Genomic DNA, 17,635 nt, shown 5'->3' on the forward strand with positions numbered 1-17,635 from the left:
CAAAAATCAGGAAATAAAGAGTGCAAGTATAAGTCGAGTTTGAACACGACTATCTTTAAGCATTTTCATCACATAAACAAGATACCCATTCAAGAGTCCATAAAAAAACACCCCTAAAAGGGTGCTTTTCTGTTTAAGAATCTGAACTTGTCGCTCTGTCTGCATATGGATAGATAGGATCTTTTAATTGAAATTCGTAAGTCACGCCATCTACAAGTCCTACCGTTTTATTGCTATCATAAAGGTCCAGCATAAAAGCAGCCATTTCTTTTGACGTATGAAACTTAGGTACTCGTCCTTCGTATTCAAAATCACTCATATCCATCGAACGCTGTGCAAATTCTGTTTCAGTAGCCGCTGGAGCTAGAACTTTAGCCTGCATTTTTGATCCTCTTCCTTTCAATTCTTGAGAAAGACCTTCTGTAAATGCACTTACGTAGAATTTTGTTGCGCAATAAGTGACTGCATCAGCAACAATGGTGTAGCCGCCTCCAGAAGAGACATTAATAAGCTGTGTACCTTCAACATTTTCATAATCTCTTACAAATAGAGAAGAAAGAATGGTTAAGGCTTCGATATTTAAGTGAAGCATTGTTTCAATTTTAGTTAATTTTTGTTCACCGACAGAAGCAAAGTTTCCAAATCCAGCATTGTTAATCCATGTTTCTAACTCATATTCTTTAAGCGACTCATAAAACGTGTGAGCATTTTCTGCCACGGATAAATCAACCGACTGGATAATAACATTTACATCTTGGTTCAGTTTTTCAATCTTTTCTTTTAACTCATCCAGCTTGTCCTCTCTACGTGCAGCTAATATAAGGTTTTTTCCGCGCGCTGCGAAAGCTAAAGCTGTTTCATATCCAATTCCCGAACTTGCGCCAGTGATTACTGTATATTTCATGTTAATTCCTCCATTTGCGATGTTTTCGAATTGATTATAATTGTTAAAGTATACTTTAAGTCAAGCGTTTATTCGATTTATTTTTCCCTTTATCAGTCTGATTATAAACATTTGAAGTTTGGTGCTAAACTTCCTTTTTTTTATGCTAAACTTAAAACAAAAGACGGTATTTTATTTCATTATTAATTCCTTAAAAGGAGGAATGTATGCGTTCTCTTTACGTGAATAGAAGACTTAGCTTACTTGCCCAAATTACATTACTCATCACTGTAGTTATTCTTGTTAGTACCGTCCTTGTATGCATCTTATTTTCTGCAATGGTAGATGAAATTGTCGAAAAATATGTAGGTAATCAAGCTATGACAGTAGCAAAATTAGCTTCTGAAGATAAAATGATTGTAAAAGCTTTTAAGCAGAAAAATCCTTCTGAGCACATCCAACCTGTTGCTGAAAAAATAAGAAAAACCACGGGGGCAGATTATGTCACCATCGCCAATGATAAAGGAATACGCTATTCTCATCCCAATAGTAGTTACATTGGAAAACATACCAAAACAAGCAATGAAGCTTCTTTAAAGAAGCATCAATCCATTATTTATAAAGGAAAAGGAATTTCAGGATTTGCAATTAAAGCCAAAACCCCCATATGGGATAGCCAAGGAAACGTTATAGGTGTTTCTTCGGTAGGGTTTCTTGTAAGCAATATAGAAAAACAGATTAATGATTATAGAATAAAAATTATTAAATTGTCCTGTATTCCTTTTCTTATTGGAGCATTTGGGGCTTTCTTTATTGCAAGGCGGGTAAAAAGACTAATATTTGGACTGGAACCAGAGGAAATTTCCTTTCTTTTTAAAGAAAAAGAGGCTACCCTTGAATCTATTCGAGATGCTACTGTTACTGTAAATGTCGAAAAATATGTAACGTCGATGAATAGAAGGGCTAGAGAGCTCTTTGATAACCTTCATTTAGCAATAGGAGGAGAGATAAAGAACACCCGTTTAGGACAGCTAATTGATCAAGCAATAGAAGAGCAATGCGTGTATTCTAACCAATCCCTTCTACTAGATGGTCAGCAGTATATTTTAGATTTATCTCCTATTGTAAGAAAAAAAGAAGTGCAAGGTATCGTTCTTACCATAAGAACTTTATCACAAATTGAAGAATTGACTGAAGAGATTTCTAAAATTAAAATGTTCTCTGATAATTTACGCGCTCAAAATCACGAATTTTTAAATAAGCTGAACGTGATTTACGGGTTATTAAGGTTAAAGAAATATGAGCATGTCATGCAAATGATTTCATCAGAGGTAAAGGAACGCCAAGATATTCTTTCTTTTTTAATGTCTTCTGTGAAGGATCCTTTGATTGCTGCCTGCTTACTTGGGAAAATCAATCGTTCGAAAGAATTAGACGTCACTTTAGAAATTGATCAAGATAGTAACTTAACAAGTACTTTAGATATCGAAGAGGCAAAAAACGTTGTTTCCATCTTGGGGAATTTAATTGATAATGCGCTCGAGGCTGTGCGAGAACATAAAGGGAACGTGCTAGTATCTTTTACAGATGTAGGAAACGACCTGATTTTTGAAGTTGAAGACAATGGACAAGGGATATCAAAAGAAGTAGAAAATATGATTTTTATAGATGGTTACACAACGAAAAAAGGTGAAAATCACGGGATTGGATTGACCATTGTTAAAAGATCTGTAGAGTTGCTTAAAGGTGAACTATACATAAGCAAAAGTATGTTACAGGGAGCAAGATTCACATTAGTTATCCCAAAGCTATTAAATAATGAAAAGGAAGAATCGATATGACTGAAAATCAAATTAATGTCATGATTATAGAAGATGATTCTACAGCTGCACAAATTTATGAACAATTTACTAAGAAACTAGAGCATTTCACTGTTGTTGCGACAGCAGGATCTGGAGAACAGGCTTTAGAATTACTGACAATATTTACACCGCAATTAATTTTATTAGATGTCTTTTTGCCAGATATCAATGGAGTAGAACTGCTATGGGAAATTAGAAAGAAGTATCGAGGAATCGACATTATTTTAATAACGGCAGCCAATGATGTTGAAACAGTAGGAGAAGCAATAAGAGGCGGAGCGTTTGGTTATTTGGTGAAACCTGTAATTATTGATAAATTTTTATCTACTTTAAAACATTATCAGTCTACGAGAATAGAATTAACTGAAAATAAAATGATTAATCAAGACAAAATAGACCATTTATTTAGAACACATCATAGTCGCCGCAATCAATCAGCGGCTGCAGTAACAGCATTTCCTAAAGGTATTGATAAACATACTCTTCGTTTGGTAAGAGATAAAGTTTGCAAAGTTCAGGAAAGCTTGAATGTAGATGAGTTTGCTCAATTAGTCGGTATCAGTTATTCAACAATGAGAAGGTATTTAGAGTATTTAGTATCGTGTAAGGAAATGCAGGTTGAAATAGTGTATGGAAGTGTAGGGAGGCCCGAACGGAAATATCGAGTAACTAATCTTACATAAAAACGAGATAGTGGGTTTTTATCCGCTATCTCGTTTTTATGTAGAAATGATGCATGAAAAAAATGAAAAAAATTACTTTTATAAAAGATATTAAACTTATGTTGGTTATCTATGAACCAGCTTCAACAAGTGATACCTTTTTAATAACGTGTAGCAAATAAAAATGAAAACGTTATCAAAAAGGAGGAAAAATATCTGTGCTTTCTTTATTAGGATTTTTAATGGTTGCAGTCTTCATGTATTTAATTATGTCAAAACGACTTACCCCAATGGTTGCTCTTATCATTATCCCCATCATATTTGGTCTAATAGGCGGTTTTGCTAGTGGAATGGGACCTATGATGCTCGAGGGTGTAAAAGACATTGCGCCTACAGCTATTATGATTTTATTTGCTATTTTATATTTTGGGTTGATGATTGATTCAGGATTGTTTGACCCTCTTGTTTCATTCATTTTAAAGGTTGTAAAAGGAGATCCTCTAAAAATCGTTGTAGGAACTGCTGTGCTTTCAATGATGGTTGCTTTAGATGGGGATGGAACTACTACATATATGATAACGGTTTCTTCTTTGCTTCCGCTATATAAACGCTTAGAAATGAATCCACTTATCCTTGCAGGAGTAGCGATGCTATCTATGGGAGTTATGAATATGACTCCGTGGGGAGGTGCTTCTGCTATGGCTATGAGTTCATTAAATTTGGATTCATCTCAGTTGTTTTTGCCTTTGATACCTGTAATGGGTTTTGGGCTTCTATGGGTGCTGTTTGTTTCTGTTGTACTTGGAAGAAGGGAAAGAAAAAGATTAGGAGTTATCAATATTAAACATTCTGCAAATGAAATTGCACACGCACATGAAGTAGAGGGAACAGTGCAATATTCAGACTATCGACGTCCTAAGTTAGTATGGTTTAATTTTCTGCTTACCGTTAGTCTTATGGTGTGCTTAATTATGGACTTCATGTCGCTGATGCTTTTGTTCATGGTAGCATTCGCTATTGCATTACTAATAAATTATCCAAACATCAAAGATCAACAGCAGCGAATTTCATCTCATGCAAATAATGCGGTAGCCGTCGTTTCAATTGTTATTGCAGCAGGTATTTTTACAGGAATTATGTCTGGAACAAAGATGATTGATGCTATGGCAAATACACTTGTAGGAATAATTCCAGATGCAATGGGCCCTTTTTTGCCAGTTGTAGTAGCATTTTTAAGTGCTCCTTTTACATTTTTTATGTCTAATAATGCTTTTTATTTTGGCGTATTGCCGATTATTGCTCAAGCTGCCGAAAGTTATGGCATTAGCGCAGCTGAAATTGGAAGAGCTGCTATCTTAGGACAACCTGTTCACGTGATAAGTCCCTTGGTAGCAGCAGCTCACTTATTAATTGGAATGGTAGGAATTGAATTTAGTGATTTGCAACGATTTTTAATTAAGTGGGCGCTAGGAACTACGGCGGTGATGACACTAGCTGCATTAATCTTAGGTGTTATTTCCATTTAATAAAAAAAGACCCCTCGGGGTCTTTTTTTATATTCTTAATCTTAAGTTGAACTAGACTGTTCGCTGCAGCTGCTCTTTTTAAAATAGAACTTATAAATTAAAAATCCGCATACAGCCACTACCGCTGCAATTAGAATATAAGTTTGTGCATCTGAGATAAAAGACTGAATGGACTTAAAGTTTCCGATTTGTCCTAGCCAAAGCATGGCAATATTCAAAGGAAAGATACCAAGAAATGTGAGCAGAGCAAACGGCATAGGTTTTACTTTAGATAGCCCTGAAAGGTAAGAAATGTAGTTGCCGAGCCCTAAAGGACGAGCAATCGCAATACTCCATAATCCGCATTTTTTAAACCATTTTTGCGATTTCTCAAATGCTTTTTTCTTTTTTGATAATTTTTTCTTTACCTTATCTTCTAATTTATAGCCTATCCCATACGGTATAAAGCTAAAAGCTGTATAAACGGCGCTTCCTGCAAGAGCGATTAATAATAATTTCACTATGTGCATGTTTAATAAGTATCCGTAGGTAAGGGTGAGAAGAGAACCAGGAAACGGCAGGGAGGAAGCCTCAATGGCCAGTCCGCTTAAAAGTCCCCAAATTCCAAATTGTTTCAGTAAGTCTGTTATGAAGTGTAGCATAAGATCGCCTCTTTTTCTGTGTCATAACATTCAAATACCCATCTATATGTTCGGAAAAACTTATAAGAGAAAAGAAAATAAAGGAAGAGCGCGGGATATAACAGAAAAAAACTTAGCTTGTACAAGGAAAAAAGAAGGAAGTATATTTTATAGCTTCTACTCAAAGTGAAATTATAGGAAAAAAATAATTGAGTGTGAATTTTTAAATAAACTACGACTTTTATTCATAGTTTTGATTCCTTTTATTCATTTTACTTATAAAACTAACGGGTGTAAACTTGTTGTGTTGTGAAATAATCCATTATGTATATGTATTAAAAGGAAAGGAGGTTACCGTGTGGTTATTATTGTAGGATTGTTATTGTTGATGTTTTTTGCTTATCTAGGATGGTCTATTATCTGGGTGGCACCTGTTGTCGCTACGTTTGTTGCTTATTTTAGCGGTTTAAAAGTACTGCCTACTTATACAGATGTGTATATGGGAGGGTTTGTAGATTTCGCTGCAAAATGGTTCCCCATCTTTTTATTAGGAGCCGTCTTTGGAAAGCTAATGGAAGATACAGGCGCAGCTAAGTCGCTAGCGCAGCGCATTGCTAAATTGTTTGGAAGTAAAAGAGCCATTTTAGGGGTGCTGATTGCTTCAGCCATTTTGACATACGGCGGAGTCAGTTTATTCGTTGTTGTCTTTGCGATTTATCCTTTAGCAATCGCATTATTTCGAGAAGCTAACGTATCGCGAAATTTACTGCCAGCAACCATTGCACTCGGAGCATTTACATTTACAATGACAGCGATTCCAGGTACGCCTCAAATTCAAAATCTGATTCCGACTGCTACATTTAAAACCAATGCAATGTCCGGTTCGATTATTGGAATTGTCTCAGGTCTTATTATGGCAGTGGGAGGCTATTTATGGTTAGCTTATCGCGATAAAAAATTAAAAGCTAAAAATCAAGGGTTTACTGAGCCTAATGAATCATCGGTTGCCGCAAGTGAAGAGCAGGACTCGATGAATGTAATGTTAGCTATTTTACCGCTGATTATCGTTGTCGTGACATTAAACGTTTTAAAATGGGAGCCTATCGTATCATTATTAATTGGTATTTTTTCTATTTTACTTATTAATTTCAAACACTATAAGACGTTTATTTCTTCTATAAATGAAGGAGCAAAAGGATCCGTAATGGCTGTTATTAACACGAGTGCAGCAGTAGGCTTTGGCTCGGTTATTACAGCAGTTCCAGAGTTTAAAGATGTCACGCACGTACTACTAAACATTTCGAGTAATCCGCTCGTTTCAGAAGCGTTAAGCGTTCAAGTGCTAGCGATGATCACGGGTTCAGCATCCGGTGGTATGGGTATTGCGCTTCAAGCATTAGGAGATACGTGGTATCACTTGTCTCAAACGACGAATTTAAGCGCCGATGCGCTTCACCGTATTGCAAGCGTTGCGTCAGGTGCATCTATTTTACCGCATAACGGTGCGTTGTTAACGCTATTAGCTGTAACTGGTCTTCGGCATAAAGAAACGTATAAAGACGTATTTGTTGTTGCATTTATCATCCCGACAATCGCTTTATTTGCAGGAGTCGCATTAGCGGCAGCCGGTATTATTTAAAAACAGGAGGAGAATACACATGGTTGAAAATCAAGTAATTGTAATCACAGGAGCAGCAAGAGGAATTGGATTTGAAATAGGTAAACGATTCGCTGAAAACGGCGGGAAAATTGTGTTATCTGATATTGATCAAACTGCCGTAGAAGCTGCAGCACAAAATCTTCGTGAAGCTGGATTCGAAGCACTTGGTGTCAAAGCGGATGTAACAAAAGAAGAAGAAATCAAACATTTAATTGAAACAGCAAACGCACATTTTGGAGCGGTTCATACGTTCATTAACAACGCTGGTTTGCAGCATGTTTCTCCAATCGAAGAGTTTCCAACTGAAAAGTATGAGTTAATGATTAAAATTATGCTAACAGCTCCATTTATGGCGATTAAGCACGCGTTTCCGATTATGAAAAAACAAGGGTTCGGACGTATTATTAACGTTTCTTCTATCAACGGTTTAATCGGTTTTGCAGGCAAAGCAGCTTATAACAGTGCCAAACACGGTGTAATTGGGCTAACAAAAGTAGCTGCTCTTGAAGGTGCAGCACACGGTATTACGGTTAATGCACTTTGTCCTGGTTATGTGGATACACCACTAGTGAGAGGTCAGTTAGATGGTTTAGCTAAAACAAGAAACGTACCATTAGAAAGCGTTCTTGAAGAAGTTATTTATCCTTTAGTCCCTCAAAAAAGATTACTAGACGTGAGCGAAATTGCTGACTACGCTATCTTCTTAGCGAGTGATAAAGCAAAAGGTGTAACTGGTCAAGCGGTAGTAATGGACGGCGGATATACAGCTCAATAAAAATAGAACAAATCATTAAAAGCATAAATGAGTCCAACGGGCTCATTTATGCTTTTTTAGGTTATATCTATTCTATTGAGTTAATCAACGTTAAAATATAACTAGGCGATACATAAAAAAAGCCTCATATGCTATTTCTACTGTCAAGATAAATAGTAGGATAAAAAAGCGTACAGATTAGAAAGGATGATACATATGGTGCAAACAGTAAATGAATTAATTAAACATCCGGTTTTCTATTTCTTTAACGAAATCTCAGCTATTCCTAGAGAATCTGGAAATGAAAAAGAAATTAGTAACTATTTAGTTTCTTTTGCAAAAGAAAGAAGCCTTGAGGTTATCCAAGACAAAGCTTTAAATGTAATCATTAAAAAGCCGGCAACTAAAGGATATGAACATGCTTCAGCTATCATTTTGCAAGGACATATGGACATGGTATGCGAGTTAAATAAAGGAACTGTCCATGACTTTGAAAAAGATCCGCTTCAACTGCGAATTGTTGAAGATATGCTTTATGCAAATGGTACTACGCTAGGAGCTGATAACGGGATTGCCGTTGCATATGCACTGGCTTTACTAGATGCTCAAAATATAGCGCACCCCTCTCTTGAAGTAGTCATTACCACTGAAGAAGAAACGACTATGGGCGGAGCCATTGCTGTAAATCCAGCTTATTTTGAAGGGAAAATCTTTATTAACCTTGATACAGAAGAGGACGGAAAGCTCCTTGTCAGCAGCGCAGGCGGGGTAAAAGGCGTGCTTCGTATTCCTATAAACTGGGAGTCGTCTTCCAATAACTCAGAAACATATAGCTTAAGCATCGGAGGACTGCGCGGCGGACATTCCGGAATGGAAATTGACAAAGAAAGAGGAAATGCGAATAAACTGCTAGGGAGAGTTTTATATGATTTACAACAAGAACTTCCCTATTCTTTAAGCAGCATTAGCGGAGGATTAAAATCAAATGCAATTCCCCGTGAATCAGAAGCAATTCTATCAGTTGAGCCTTCTGAGGTAGGAAAGCTAGAAAATAAGATTCGTGAGTGGAACGAAATAGTAAAAAATGAATTACAAGCGGCTGATCCGAGCGTATATGTAAAAATAAACAAATTTTCTTCCGTTGAGAAATGTTTTACAAGAGAAACGACAGAACGAATTGTACAAGCTATTATGCTAACACCAAACGGCGTTCAAAGCATGAGTATGAATATTGAAGGATTAGTAGAATCTTCTACCAACTTAGGTGTGATCACGACGACAGAATCTGAGGTTGTTTTTCAAAATGAAATTCGCAGCTCAGTAAAAAGCTTAAAAGAAAAAATAGTAAGTCAAGTGCGCATACTTGCTCAGGTAGTCGGGGGAAGAGTTGAAACAAAAGGTAATTATCCTGAATGGGCGTACAATGGAGATTCAAAAATTCGCGAATTATGTAAAAAGGTTTACAAAGAAAAGTATGGTGAAGAGGCGGAGATCATCGCCATCCATGCTGGAATTGAATGCGGTATTTTCTTAGAAAAAATCCCTGGATTAGATGCCATTTCGCTCGGACCCGATATGTACGACGTTCATACACCTGATGAACACCTGAGCATTCCGTCTACTATTAAGACATGGGAATACTTATTAGCAGTATTAAAAGAGGCAAATAAGATATAAAGTTATCAGCATTCCTATAATCTTAAAAAGAGAGCTTCTGTAAAGGAGCTCTTTTTCATTCGTCATTTATCAGATAATAAATAGGGTTCCATCAACGCGTCAGGCAATTGAGAACATTTATGTAAGCGTTTTACAAATAAAGGTTTTAAAACGGTCCTAAAAGAGGTAAACAATTACTAAAACGATAGACAAATGAATTCAAAACAAGCTCTGCAACTAATAAATTAGTAGGGAGAGAATGTATATGAATGATAATAGTCTTATCAAAGATCCTTTTTTAGAAAAAGGAGAAATTGAATTTTTAGAATTAAAGAAAGACGAAATACGTTATCTAAAGTTCGATCGATTTTTAAAAGTCATTAAAGCACTTAATCAACGCAGTGATAAAGGCTACCAGAGTCTTATGCTTTCCGTTGATGGCTTTAAAGGTACTTCAAGAGAATTATATGAGATAGAGGAGTTTCGCAGGTATGTAAATTTGTTAATTAATCAAGTTCCTCAAATGTTATTTTATATTCATGATAAAAACAAAATGACTAATCAAATTTTGAAGAGTTTATCAAATAATAGCAGCCAGCCGGCCTCTATAGATCCTAAAAGAGCACGTTTAATGATTGATGCCATACAAGAGCAAGTAACGAAAACAGAAGATAAAGAGATAAAGGAGAATCTTTCTGAATTCGTATGTAAAATCCAGAGCTTTGTGAATCAGTATTAACAGTTCCCAATAGAAAAGCAGAATCCATATTATAAAAAAGTACGAGAACTTAAAGCTTCTCGTGCTTTTTTTGTTGGGAAAACTGTAGAAAAAGAAAAGGATTATCAACATATATTGATAAATAATAAAAGTAAAACTTCATATTTGGCAGTGAAATAATCAGGAGGGATGAACATTGAATCATATTGAAATAAGAAGACCAAAAATAGAGGACAGCGCAGAACTCCACGAGCTTTTTAATGAAGTGATCACAGATACCTTTCATAGAGAGGGTCTATCTGACATGGTGAACGATATACAAATAGAAATTGAAAGTAAAGAACAATATTTAAAAAGTGACCTTGATAGCGATGGGAAATGTCGATTCTTTTGGCTCGGAATAGATACGTGCACCAATAAGATTATTGGCTGCATTGAATATGGCCCTGTTAGTGAATTAATTATGGCATGTACAAAAGGGGAGCTGCAAGGATGGATTGAAATCGGCACAGTTTTTGTTCATCCAAAGTACCAAAGAAAAGGGGTAGGAACACTGCTTATACATATTATGCTGCTTACGCTTCAAAGCAGAGAAATTAAAAAAATTTGTTTGGATAGCGGATACAAGAATGCTCAGAAAGTATGGAAAAACATATTTGGAATTCCCGATTACTTAGTAAAAGATTACTGGAGCAAAGGATATCATCACATGATTTGGAAAATAGAAACAGAACGTACACCGATAGTATTTAAGTTCAGTCATAACGGATAATAAGATGTCTTCTAGAAAATAGCCGGTAGAAAGGTACCGGATATTTTTTACGGATTGAGCTACGATTATTTAAAGATAAAAAAAGACCTCTCTGAAGGTCTTTTTTTATGGACATATAACAATTCTTTTTAAGAGCGAGCAGGATAGTTTATTAGAGAGCTAGAACACATTCATAATACGAACGATTACGGCAACAAGCTGAATATGAGAAAAACATATTCGTATCTTTGAATAATAAAGCTTTTATCACTTATGTGGAGGAGTATGGAAATGTCTATATATGAAATTTGGAATGAAGTGGATCTTTATATGAATCATAAGCTCATACAACCTGACCCTATTCTTGATGAGGTATTGAAGGCAAATCAAGAGGCTGGATTACCTGCCATCGACGTATCGCCTAGTCAAGGAAAGTTTCTGCATTTGTTAGCTTCATTAAAAGGGGCTAAACGCATTTTGGAAATTGGTACTCTTGGAGGGTACAGCACGATTTGGCTAGCCAGAGCTCTTCCGAAAGACGGACAGCTGATTACGCTCGAATTAAGCGCTCAGCATGCAGAAGTAGCACGAGCTAATTTAAAAAGAGCGGGAGTAAGCCACTTAGTAGAAGTCATTGTCGGCCCCGGGCTTGATACATTAGCTGTATTAAAGGATAAGGGAACAGAGCCGTTTGATCTTATCTTTATTGATGCTGACAAGCCGAATAACCCAAATTACTTAAAGTGGGCTCTAGAATTATCAAAACGAGGAAGTACGATTATTTGTGATAATGTTGTTCGTCAAGGGCATGTGGTGAACTCAGAAAGTGAAGATGAAAATGTAAAGGGAATTCGACAATTTATGGATGCTCTGGCTCAAGAAAAACGAATCAGCGCCACGGCTATACAAACCGTTGGAAGCAAAGGCTATGATGGATTCATTGTAGGGATTGTTGAATGATAGAACTCGTGTTACATATAAAGAGGCTGGGACAAAAGTAGTTTTGTTGAAGGGAAATCCGACCGATGAATTCAAATTCTTGATGGAGAATCTCGATTCTTCGGTCGGATTTTTTCATGGTGATAGTGAACGTAAATTTCATGTGTGTAGGCGTAGGTGCTTCTAGCTGTGGATTGATTTCGTTATCTCCCAGCCTCTATTTAATTTGCGTCCAACTTATTTGTTATTTGTTTTGCTGTCAGAAAATTAATCAACTCTCTTACAGCGAATGAACTGTAGCGTTCTTTTAACAGAATAATTCCAAGTTCCCACATCATTTCAGGATCTGCAATAGGTACCGTAATAATATTGGAATCTTTCACTTTGGCATAAAGCGATTCGGGTAAAATAGCAATACCTAGTTCTGCTGCTGTTAATTCAATAATTAAATCCCATTGAGAACTTTTATATGCGATAGAAGGCACAAATCCTGATTTTAAAGCATCTTGAATTAACCGGTCGTGCAGCGTAAATTCTTCACTGAACATAATGAATTTTTCATGCTCCAATTCTTTCATCCAGACGGAAGAACGTTTCGCTAAAGGATGGTTTTTATGGGCGTATAAAAGGAATCTCTCCTTAACGAACGGGTATAAGTGAAAATGCTCATCATGACCGCTTGTGAGAGGAAGCATAACAATCCCCATATCTACACCAGCCTCTTCCACAAGGGCTTCAATTTTTTTTGCTCCAAATTCAATAAGCTCTAGAGATACTTTAGGGTATTGTTCATTAAATGCTTTTGCAATCTTCGGGAAAAACAAGGTCCCGATGAGCGGAGGGATTCCCATCTTGATTTGCCCTGTTTGCAAGTTCATTAAATCGCCCAACAAGTGAGGCATGTCTTTTAACACCGACAGCGCTTTAGTTGCCTGATGATACACGACTTCTCCTGCATCGGTTAGCTTTAATTCTCTTGTTGAACGGTCAAGAAGCTCAAATCCTAGTTCATTTTCTACTTTTTTGACGGCTTTACTTAAAGCCGTTTGTGACAAATGAACTTGCAGCGCTGCCTTTGTAAAATTTTTATGATTCGCTACCTCTATAAAGTATTCTAAGTCTCTGATTTCCATGTGAAACTCCATTTCTGCAAACTGCTTATCCTTTTTTTTTACTCTTTATTTTAACCATTAAATTATTTACTGTAAATGCGCTGATTAAAAAAGGGAGCTATCCAATGAATAAAAACGAGGAAAGGAAATGAACTAAAGTTTCTGTCGAAATTGATTTATAAAACCAATAATCTTTTTATAGAGAAACATAGATTTTGCTACTAGCTGATGAGGAATATAAAGATTTTTGCCTGTACGTTCGGGCAAAAATGCAAAACTTATCAAAATAACTGAAAGCCCAAAGGCTGCAGCTGTAATCTCTATCCAAGAAAACACCATATCATTCCTCCTTTTACAAACCTATTAATAGAATATGTAAAAGTTTGAAAGGAGGTTGTACGATAGACCTATAAAGAGCGTCGTCATTAAGCTCTCTCAAAATAAAATGACGTCAAAGAACGCAGGGCCTGTGCCAAACGTTCTTTGACGTCATTTTATTTTCGCTCTTCAGCTTGATGCTCTTGTTTGTTTTGCTCAGTGAGACGTTTTTGATGAGCTTTTGTTTCTGCACTTACGTGATTCGCATCATTCGGTTGATTCTTCTTTGAACCTCCTGCAGCGTTACTCATTAGACGACACCTCCAGTCCGGTTATGAAACATACCTATAGAATGTGCGTATTTACAAACTTTATACACGGCTATCGATATTACTGCACACGAAAAAAGCAAAGGGAGAGTCACTAAGACTGTTCCCTTTGCTTTTTTACTAGGCGACTTTATCGGTGGTGATAATTTTGTTAATCCAGTCTTTTCCTTCTGTAAACCTTGTAACAAGCATCGCTGTTACTGTATTTCCCGTACTGTTTAAGAGCGTAGCAGGGGCGTCAATAATTGTGGAAATGACCGCAATGATGGGCAGAACTTCTGGCGAAAATCCGTAAATTGTAATGATTAACATTTCGCCAATCATACCGCCTCCAGGAATTGCTCCCATTACGGCTCCAACTAAAAAGGCTACGCCTAATATGCTCAAAATACTCGTAGCAGACGTCATATCTTTGCCGAACAAACTGAATAAGAAAACAATTTTTAGAATACCACCGATAACAGAACCATCTTTATGGGTGTTTGCTCCTAATGGAATCACTGTTTCAGCAATATCCAGCGGCACACCCATTTTCTTTGTTGCGTCTAAATTGACTGGAATAGATGCCGCGGAAGAACAGGTAGCAATAGCAGTGATAGAAGGAGCAGCTGCATTTTTCCAAAACAGCTTAATTCCTGCTTTACCGCCAGCAATCCATGCGTATAGCGTAAAGAAGCCAAAATAGTAAACGATTGCAATTAATAAATAAAGAATAAATGCTCTAGCATACCCTTGCAAGATCTTTGGTCCAAGTTCTCCTACTACAGTAGCAAAATAGCACCCTAAACCAATTGGAGCATAGTACATGACAATTTTAACGACTTTCATCGATACTTCTTGACCCGAAGTCAGAAATTTCGCCATAGGCTGTCCTTTTTCACCAGCCATCGTGGTAGCAATACCGAAGATAACGGCAAAGACAATTAATTGTAAAATATGCTCTTTCGAAAATAACTGAACAAAATCAGGTACAGTAAATGTACTAACAAGCTGATTTAAAAGCGTCATTTTTTCAGCTGTATTTTCACTGTCACCCATTAATTCTTTAATGGCAGAAGTATCTACGTTGTGCAGCGGATTGTAAAGTGATGCGCCTAAAAAGCCTAGAACGGCTGAAACAGCAGCAGTGGCGACAAACACAACGGCGATACCTAGCATAATTTTACCAAGACGTTTCATTTCGTTCATGTTTGCGATCGCCGAAGCCACACTAAAAAAGACAAGGGGAACGATAATCATGAACATTAAATTAAGAAACAAATCACCAAAGGGCTTTACGACTGCCACATCGGGCCCGATAGCATATCCTGCTATCCCGCCAATTAAAATAGCGAGAAGCAGAATAAGCGATGATCTGTACGTTTTAAATACACTTAAAACCATATAGATTTCCTCCAAACAACAATAGCTTCTTTACTACGCAAGAACAGCTATCATTTGCTCATTGCATACGTAGTAACGACTGGCTTTACATCTTTACGCACCAAATCTTCGTATGTTTCTCGCTCTACAGCAAGACGAGCTTCTCCATTTTTCACAAATACAACAGCAGGGCGCGGAATACGGTTGTAATTGCTAGCCATTGAATAGTTGTAGGCACCTGTAGAGGATACTGCTAGTAAATCTCCTTGATTAACGCGCGGTAAATCGATATCCCAAATAAGCATATCTCCTGATTCACAGCATTTCCCCGCAATTGATACTGTTTCATCTTTTTTATCCGTCACTCTATTAGCCAAGACAGCTTCATGTTTTGCATCGTAAAGAGCAGGACGGATATTATCGGTCATACCGCCATCAATTCCTACGTATTTGCGTACACCTGGAATCTCCTTCGTTGAGCCGATTGTATAAAGCGTTGTACCTGCTTCTCCTACGATGCTTCTTCCAGGCTCAATCCAGACTTCCGGAAGGGTATAATTCTGTTCAGTTAACGTGCGGCTTAGCTTTTCTGTCAGTGCATCTACATAATACTCAACTGGAAGTGGAGAGTCGCTTTCGGTATAACGAATACCAAAACCACCACCTACGTTTAAAACTTTTACTTCAAATTCCATTTTATCACGAATACTGAATAAGAAATCAGTTAAAATATCAATGGCGCGAGAAAAACCATCTACTTCAAAAATTTGCGAACCAATATGACAATGAATGCCTAAAAGATCGTAGTAAGGCTTTTCTAATGCAGAACTTACCGCTTTCATAGCCTGGTCATTGGAAAGACCAAATCCAAACTTGGAGTCTTCCTGTCCGGTCATAATATACTCATGTGTGTGGGCTTCAATCCCTGGAGTAACACGCAGAAGAATAGATGCTTTCTGTTTGCGCTCAGCTGCTAAGGCATGTAAAACTTCAAGTTCGGTAAAGTTATCCACAACAAAACAGCCAATATTCGCATCAAGAGCCATTTCAATTTCTTCAATCGTTTTGTTATTTCCGTGAAAATGAATGCGTTCAGCTGGATATCCCGCTTCAAGAGCTGTAAATAATTCGCCTCCTGAGACCACATCTAATGACATATCAAGCTTCGTTAAAAGGCTAGCCATTTCCATACAAAGAAACGCTTTCCCTGCATAGGCGATTTGATATGAAAATCCGCTTCTTTGAAAGGCTGAATGGAAGGCCTTGCATTTCGTCTCAATTAATTCTTGATCGTAGATGTATAGGGGAGTGCCGTATTGTTTTTTCAGTTCGACCGTATCACACTGCCCAATTTCTAAATGATTGCTGCTGTTAATTTTACTCGTTCCATGTAAGTACATAATCCGTATCCCTCCATTTAAATCATTCAACTATAACTTTGATGGTCAGTAGAAAAACACAAAAAAGACCCGTGAAGTGATGTTCACGCGTCTTGGTTTCATAATAATAAAGTATTATTACATTCTAGGCATCAACATCTCTTCAATAGCTCTCCACAAACCAAGTGGTTTGTGACAGCTCAGCATTTATTCAATACTGAACCAGTATATGAACACAATGGATGTTTATATACTTCGGCACGAAATCCCTTTTACTTATCTTCACAGACTCCATTAGTCTCCAATAAGTGACTCTTGATTTCATGCACCTCTATTCTCAGAGAGGAAAATTATATTTAAATGTAACTCCTATTATATTTCCTTTTCCTCTGTCTAGTCAATGAAAAGTTAAGGCATAGGAATATCAAAGAAGATAAATAAAAAAGCTATGAAGCTTCCAGATAGAATCCAAGCAGCCAGCGCTGTCTTCTGATGAATGATTAAAAGTGAGAACGTGACAATATTGAAGAGAAAAGAACATAGCAGCGACCATCCATAATGATGAGTGATACTGTGATTAACATAAGCAATGAACTCAATCACAGTAAATAAAAGCGCCCATAAAAGAATCCACCACAGCCGGCCGCTTACATGCAGCGGCAGCCTTCCTAAAAAAACCGGTATAACAAACGGATAAATAATTAAGGTTATTCCAAGAGAAACCATTAGGTGATCGGGTAGAAAAAGATGATCAATACCAACAGGGTGAAATACCCATACGCGGTGATGAAACAGCAGCACTTCATAAAGCAAATTCCCCGTGACCCAAAACAGCAAAGTAGGGTAGTATTCTTGATACCTTCGCCACTTGCCAAATAGTAAACCAAGAATGATAAAAAATAATACAAATGAAGATTGCATACGCTCTCCTTAAAATAATGGTTATTTCTTTTTATTTACATATTATAGTGGTTTTATTCTTTCATTTTTTTATTCAGCACCTATCATAGAAAAGCCGTAAGCCACAGCGTTAAAGACGTACTACCACTATTTATGGCTTTCTTCACCCTGTTATAATCTTGGTAAAAGAACTTCTACCGCTTT

Annotated in this window: 17 protein-coding genes and 1 riboswitch; of the genes, 9 read left to right on the plus strand and 8 right to left on the minus strand. The window is 37.0% G+C overall.

Features of this window, described 5'->3' with window-relative positions:
- Window positions 1–133: 133 nt before the first annotated feature.
- Window positions 134–904 carry an SDR family NAD(P)-dependent oxidoreductase gene (locus tag LJY09_RS11540; protein WP_028413364.1) on the minus strand — a complete coding sequence of 257 codons (771 nt, stop codon included), beginning with the start codon at window positions 902–904 and terminating at the stop codon, window positions 134–136.
- A 206-nt stretch (window positions 905–1,110) separates the two neighbouring features.
- Here LJY09_RS11540 and LJY09_RS11545 point away from each other — a divergent pair, with 206 nt between their 5' ends.
- From LJY09_RS11545 to LJY09_RS11555, 3 genes are all read left to right on the plus strand, one after another.
- Entirely contained in the window at window positions 1,111–2,724 is a 1,614-nt protein-coding gene (locus tag LJY09_RS11545) for an ATP-binding protein (RefSeq protein WP_034266101.1), read from the plus strand.
- On the plus strand, window positions 2,721–3,428 hold the full coding sequence (locus tag LJY09_RS11550) for a response regulator (protein ID WP_098999322.1): 708 nt from the start codon (window positions 2,721–2,723) through the stop codon (window positions 3,426–3,428). Before LJY09_RS11545 ends, LJY09_RS11550 begins: the two co-directional genes overlap by 4 nt.
- A gap of 197 nt (window positions 3,429–3,625) precedes the next feature.
- Complete coding sequence (locus LJY09_RS11555; protein ID WP_034266108.1) at window positions 3,626–4,933, plus strand: CitMHS family transporter; 1,308 nt, start codon at window positions 3,626–3,628, stop codon at window positions 4,931–4,933.
- Between the two features lie 41 nt (window positions 4,934–4,974).
- Here the strand turns inward: LJY09_RS11555 and LJY09_RS11560 are convergent, their stop codons facing one another.
- Window positions 4,975–5,574: a DedA family protein gene (locus tag LJY09_RS11560; RefSeq protein WP_014460120.1), complete on the minus strand. Its 600-nt coding sequence runs from the start codon at window positions 5,572–5,574 to the stop codon at window positions 4,975–4,977.
- 337 nt (window positions 5,575–5,911) lie between these two features.
- Here LJY09_RS11560 and LJY09_RS11565 point away from each other — a divergent pair, with 337 nt between their 5' ends.
- The 6 genes from LJY09_RS11565 to LJY09_RS11590 all read left to right on the plus strand — a co-directional run bounded on the left by LJY09_RS11565 (window position 5,912) and on the right by LJY09_RS11590 (window position 12,052).
- Window positions 5,912–7,192 carry a GntP family permease gene (locus tag LJY09_RS11565; RefSeq protein WP_014460118.1) on the plus strand — a complete coding sequence of 427 codons (1,281 nt, stop codon included), beginning with the start codon at window positions 5,912–5,914 and terminating at the stop codon, window positions 7,190–7,192.
- Between the two features lie 19 nt (window positions 7,193–7,211).
- Window positions 7,212–7,988: a 3-hydroxybutyrate dehydrogenase gene (locus tag LJY09_RS11570; RefSeq protein WP_028413363.1), complete on the plus strand. Its 777-nt coding sequence runs from the start codon at window positions 7,212–7,214 to the stop codon at window positions 7,986–7,988.
- 195 nt (window positions 7,989–8,183) lie between these two features.
- Window positions 8,184–9,644, plus strand: a complete 1,461-nt coding sequence (locus LJY09_RS11575) for an aminoacyl-histidine dipeptidase (protein WP_228307745.1) — start codon at window positions 8,184–8,186, stop codon at window positions 9,642–9,644.
- A 244-nt stretch (window positions 9,645–9,888) separates the two neighbouring features.
- Window positions 9,889–10,362 (plus strand): hypothetical protein, encoded by a 474-nt coding sequence (locus LJY09_RS11580; protein WP_034266114.1) that lies wholly within the window; start codon window positions 9,889–9,891, stop codon window positions 10,360–10,362.
- A gap of 175 nt (window positions 10,363–10,537) precedes the next feature.
- Window positions 10,538–11,113 carry a GNAT family N-acetyltransferase gene (locus LJY09_RS11585; RefSeq protein WP_028413360.1) on the plus strand — a complete coding sequence of 192 codons (576 nt, stop codon included), beginning with the start codon at window positions 10,538–10,540 and terminating at the stop codon, window positions 11,111–11,113.
- A gap of 252 nt (window positions 11,114–11,365) precedes the next feature.
- Window positions 11,366–12,052 carry an O-methyltransferase gene (locus LJY09_RS11590; RefSeq protein WP_028413359.1) on the plus strand — a complete coding sequence of 229 codons (687 nt, stop codon included), beginning with the start codon at window positions 11,366–11,368 and terminating at the stop codon, window positions 12,050–12,052.
- Window positions 12,053–12,252: 200 nt separating this feature from the next.
- On the opposite strand, the gene LJY09_RS11595 is transcribed toward LJY09_RS11590, so the two are convergent.
- The 6 genes from LJY09_RS11595 to LJY09_RS11615 all read right to left on the minus strand — a co-directional run bounded on the left by LJY09_RS11595 (window position 12,253) and on the right by LJY09_RS11615 (window position 17,452).
- Window positions 12,253–13,164: a LysR family transcriptional regulator gene (locus tag LJY09_RS11595; protein WP_098112601.1), complete on the minus strand. Its 912-nt coding sequence runs from the start codon at window positions 13,162–13,164 to the stop codon at window positions 12,253–12,255.
- 132 nt (window positions 13,165–13,296) lie between these two features.
- Window positions 13,297–13,482, minus strand: coding sequence for a hypothetical protein (locus LJY09_RS11600; protein WP_028413357.1), 186 nt, complete (start codon window positions 13,480–13,482; stop codon window positions 13,297–13,299).
- Window positions 13,483–13,637: 155 nt separating this feature from the next.
- Window positions 13,638–13,772: a hypothetical protein gene (locus tag LJY09_RS27640; protein WP_013057043.1), complete on the minus strand. Its 135-nt coding sequence runs from the start codon at window positions 13,770–13,772 to the stop codon at window positions 13,638–13,640.
- Between the two features lie 138 nt (window positions 13,773–13,910).
- Window positions 13,911–15,173 (minus strand): dicarboxylate/amino acid:cation symporter, encoded by a 1,263-nt coding sequence (locus LJY09_RS11605; RefSeq protein ID WP_033578970.1) that lies wholly within the window; start codon window positions 15,171–15,173, stop codon window positions 13,911–13,913.
- Window positions 15,174–15,223: 50 nt separating this feature from the next.
- Window positions 15,224–16,552, minus strand: a complete 1,329-nt coding sequence (lysA, locus tag LJY09_RS11610; protein WP_014460106.1) for a diaminopimelate decarboxylase — start codon at window positions 16,550–16,552, stop codon at window positions 15,224–15,226.
- Between the two features lie 138 nt (window positions 16,553–16,690).
- A riboswitch (Lysine riboswitch) is annotated at window positions 16,691–16,873 on the minus strand.
- A 66-nt stretch (window positions 16,874–16,939) separates the two neighbouring features.
- On the minus strand, window positions 16,940–17,452 hold the full coding sequence (locus tag LJY09_RS11615; RefSeq protein WP_028413355.1) for a CBO0543 family protein: 513 nt from the start codon (window positions 17,450–17,452) through the stop codon (window positions 16,940–16,942).
- Between the last annotated feature and the right edge of the window lie 183 nt (window positions 17,453–17,635).

It is taken from the genome of Priestia sp. J2 (assembly GCF_020790095.1).
GTDB lineage: Bacteria > Bacillota > Bacilli > Bacillales > Bacillaceae_H > Priestia > Priestia zanthoxyli.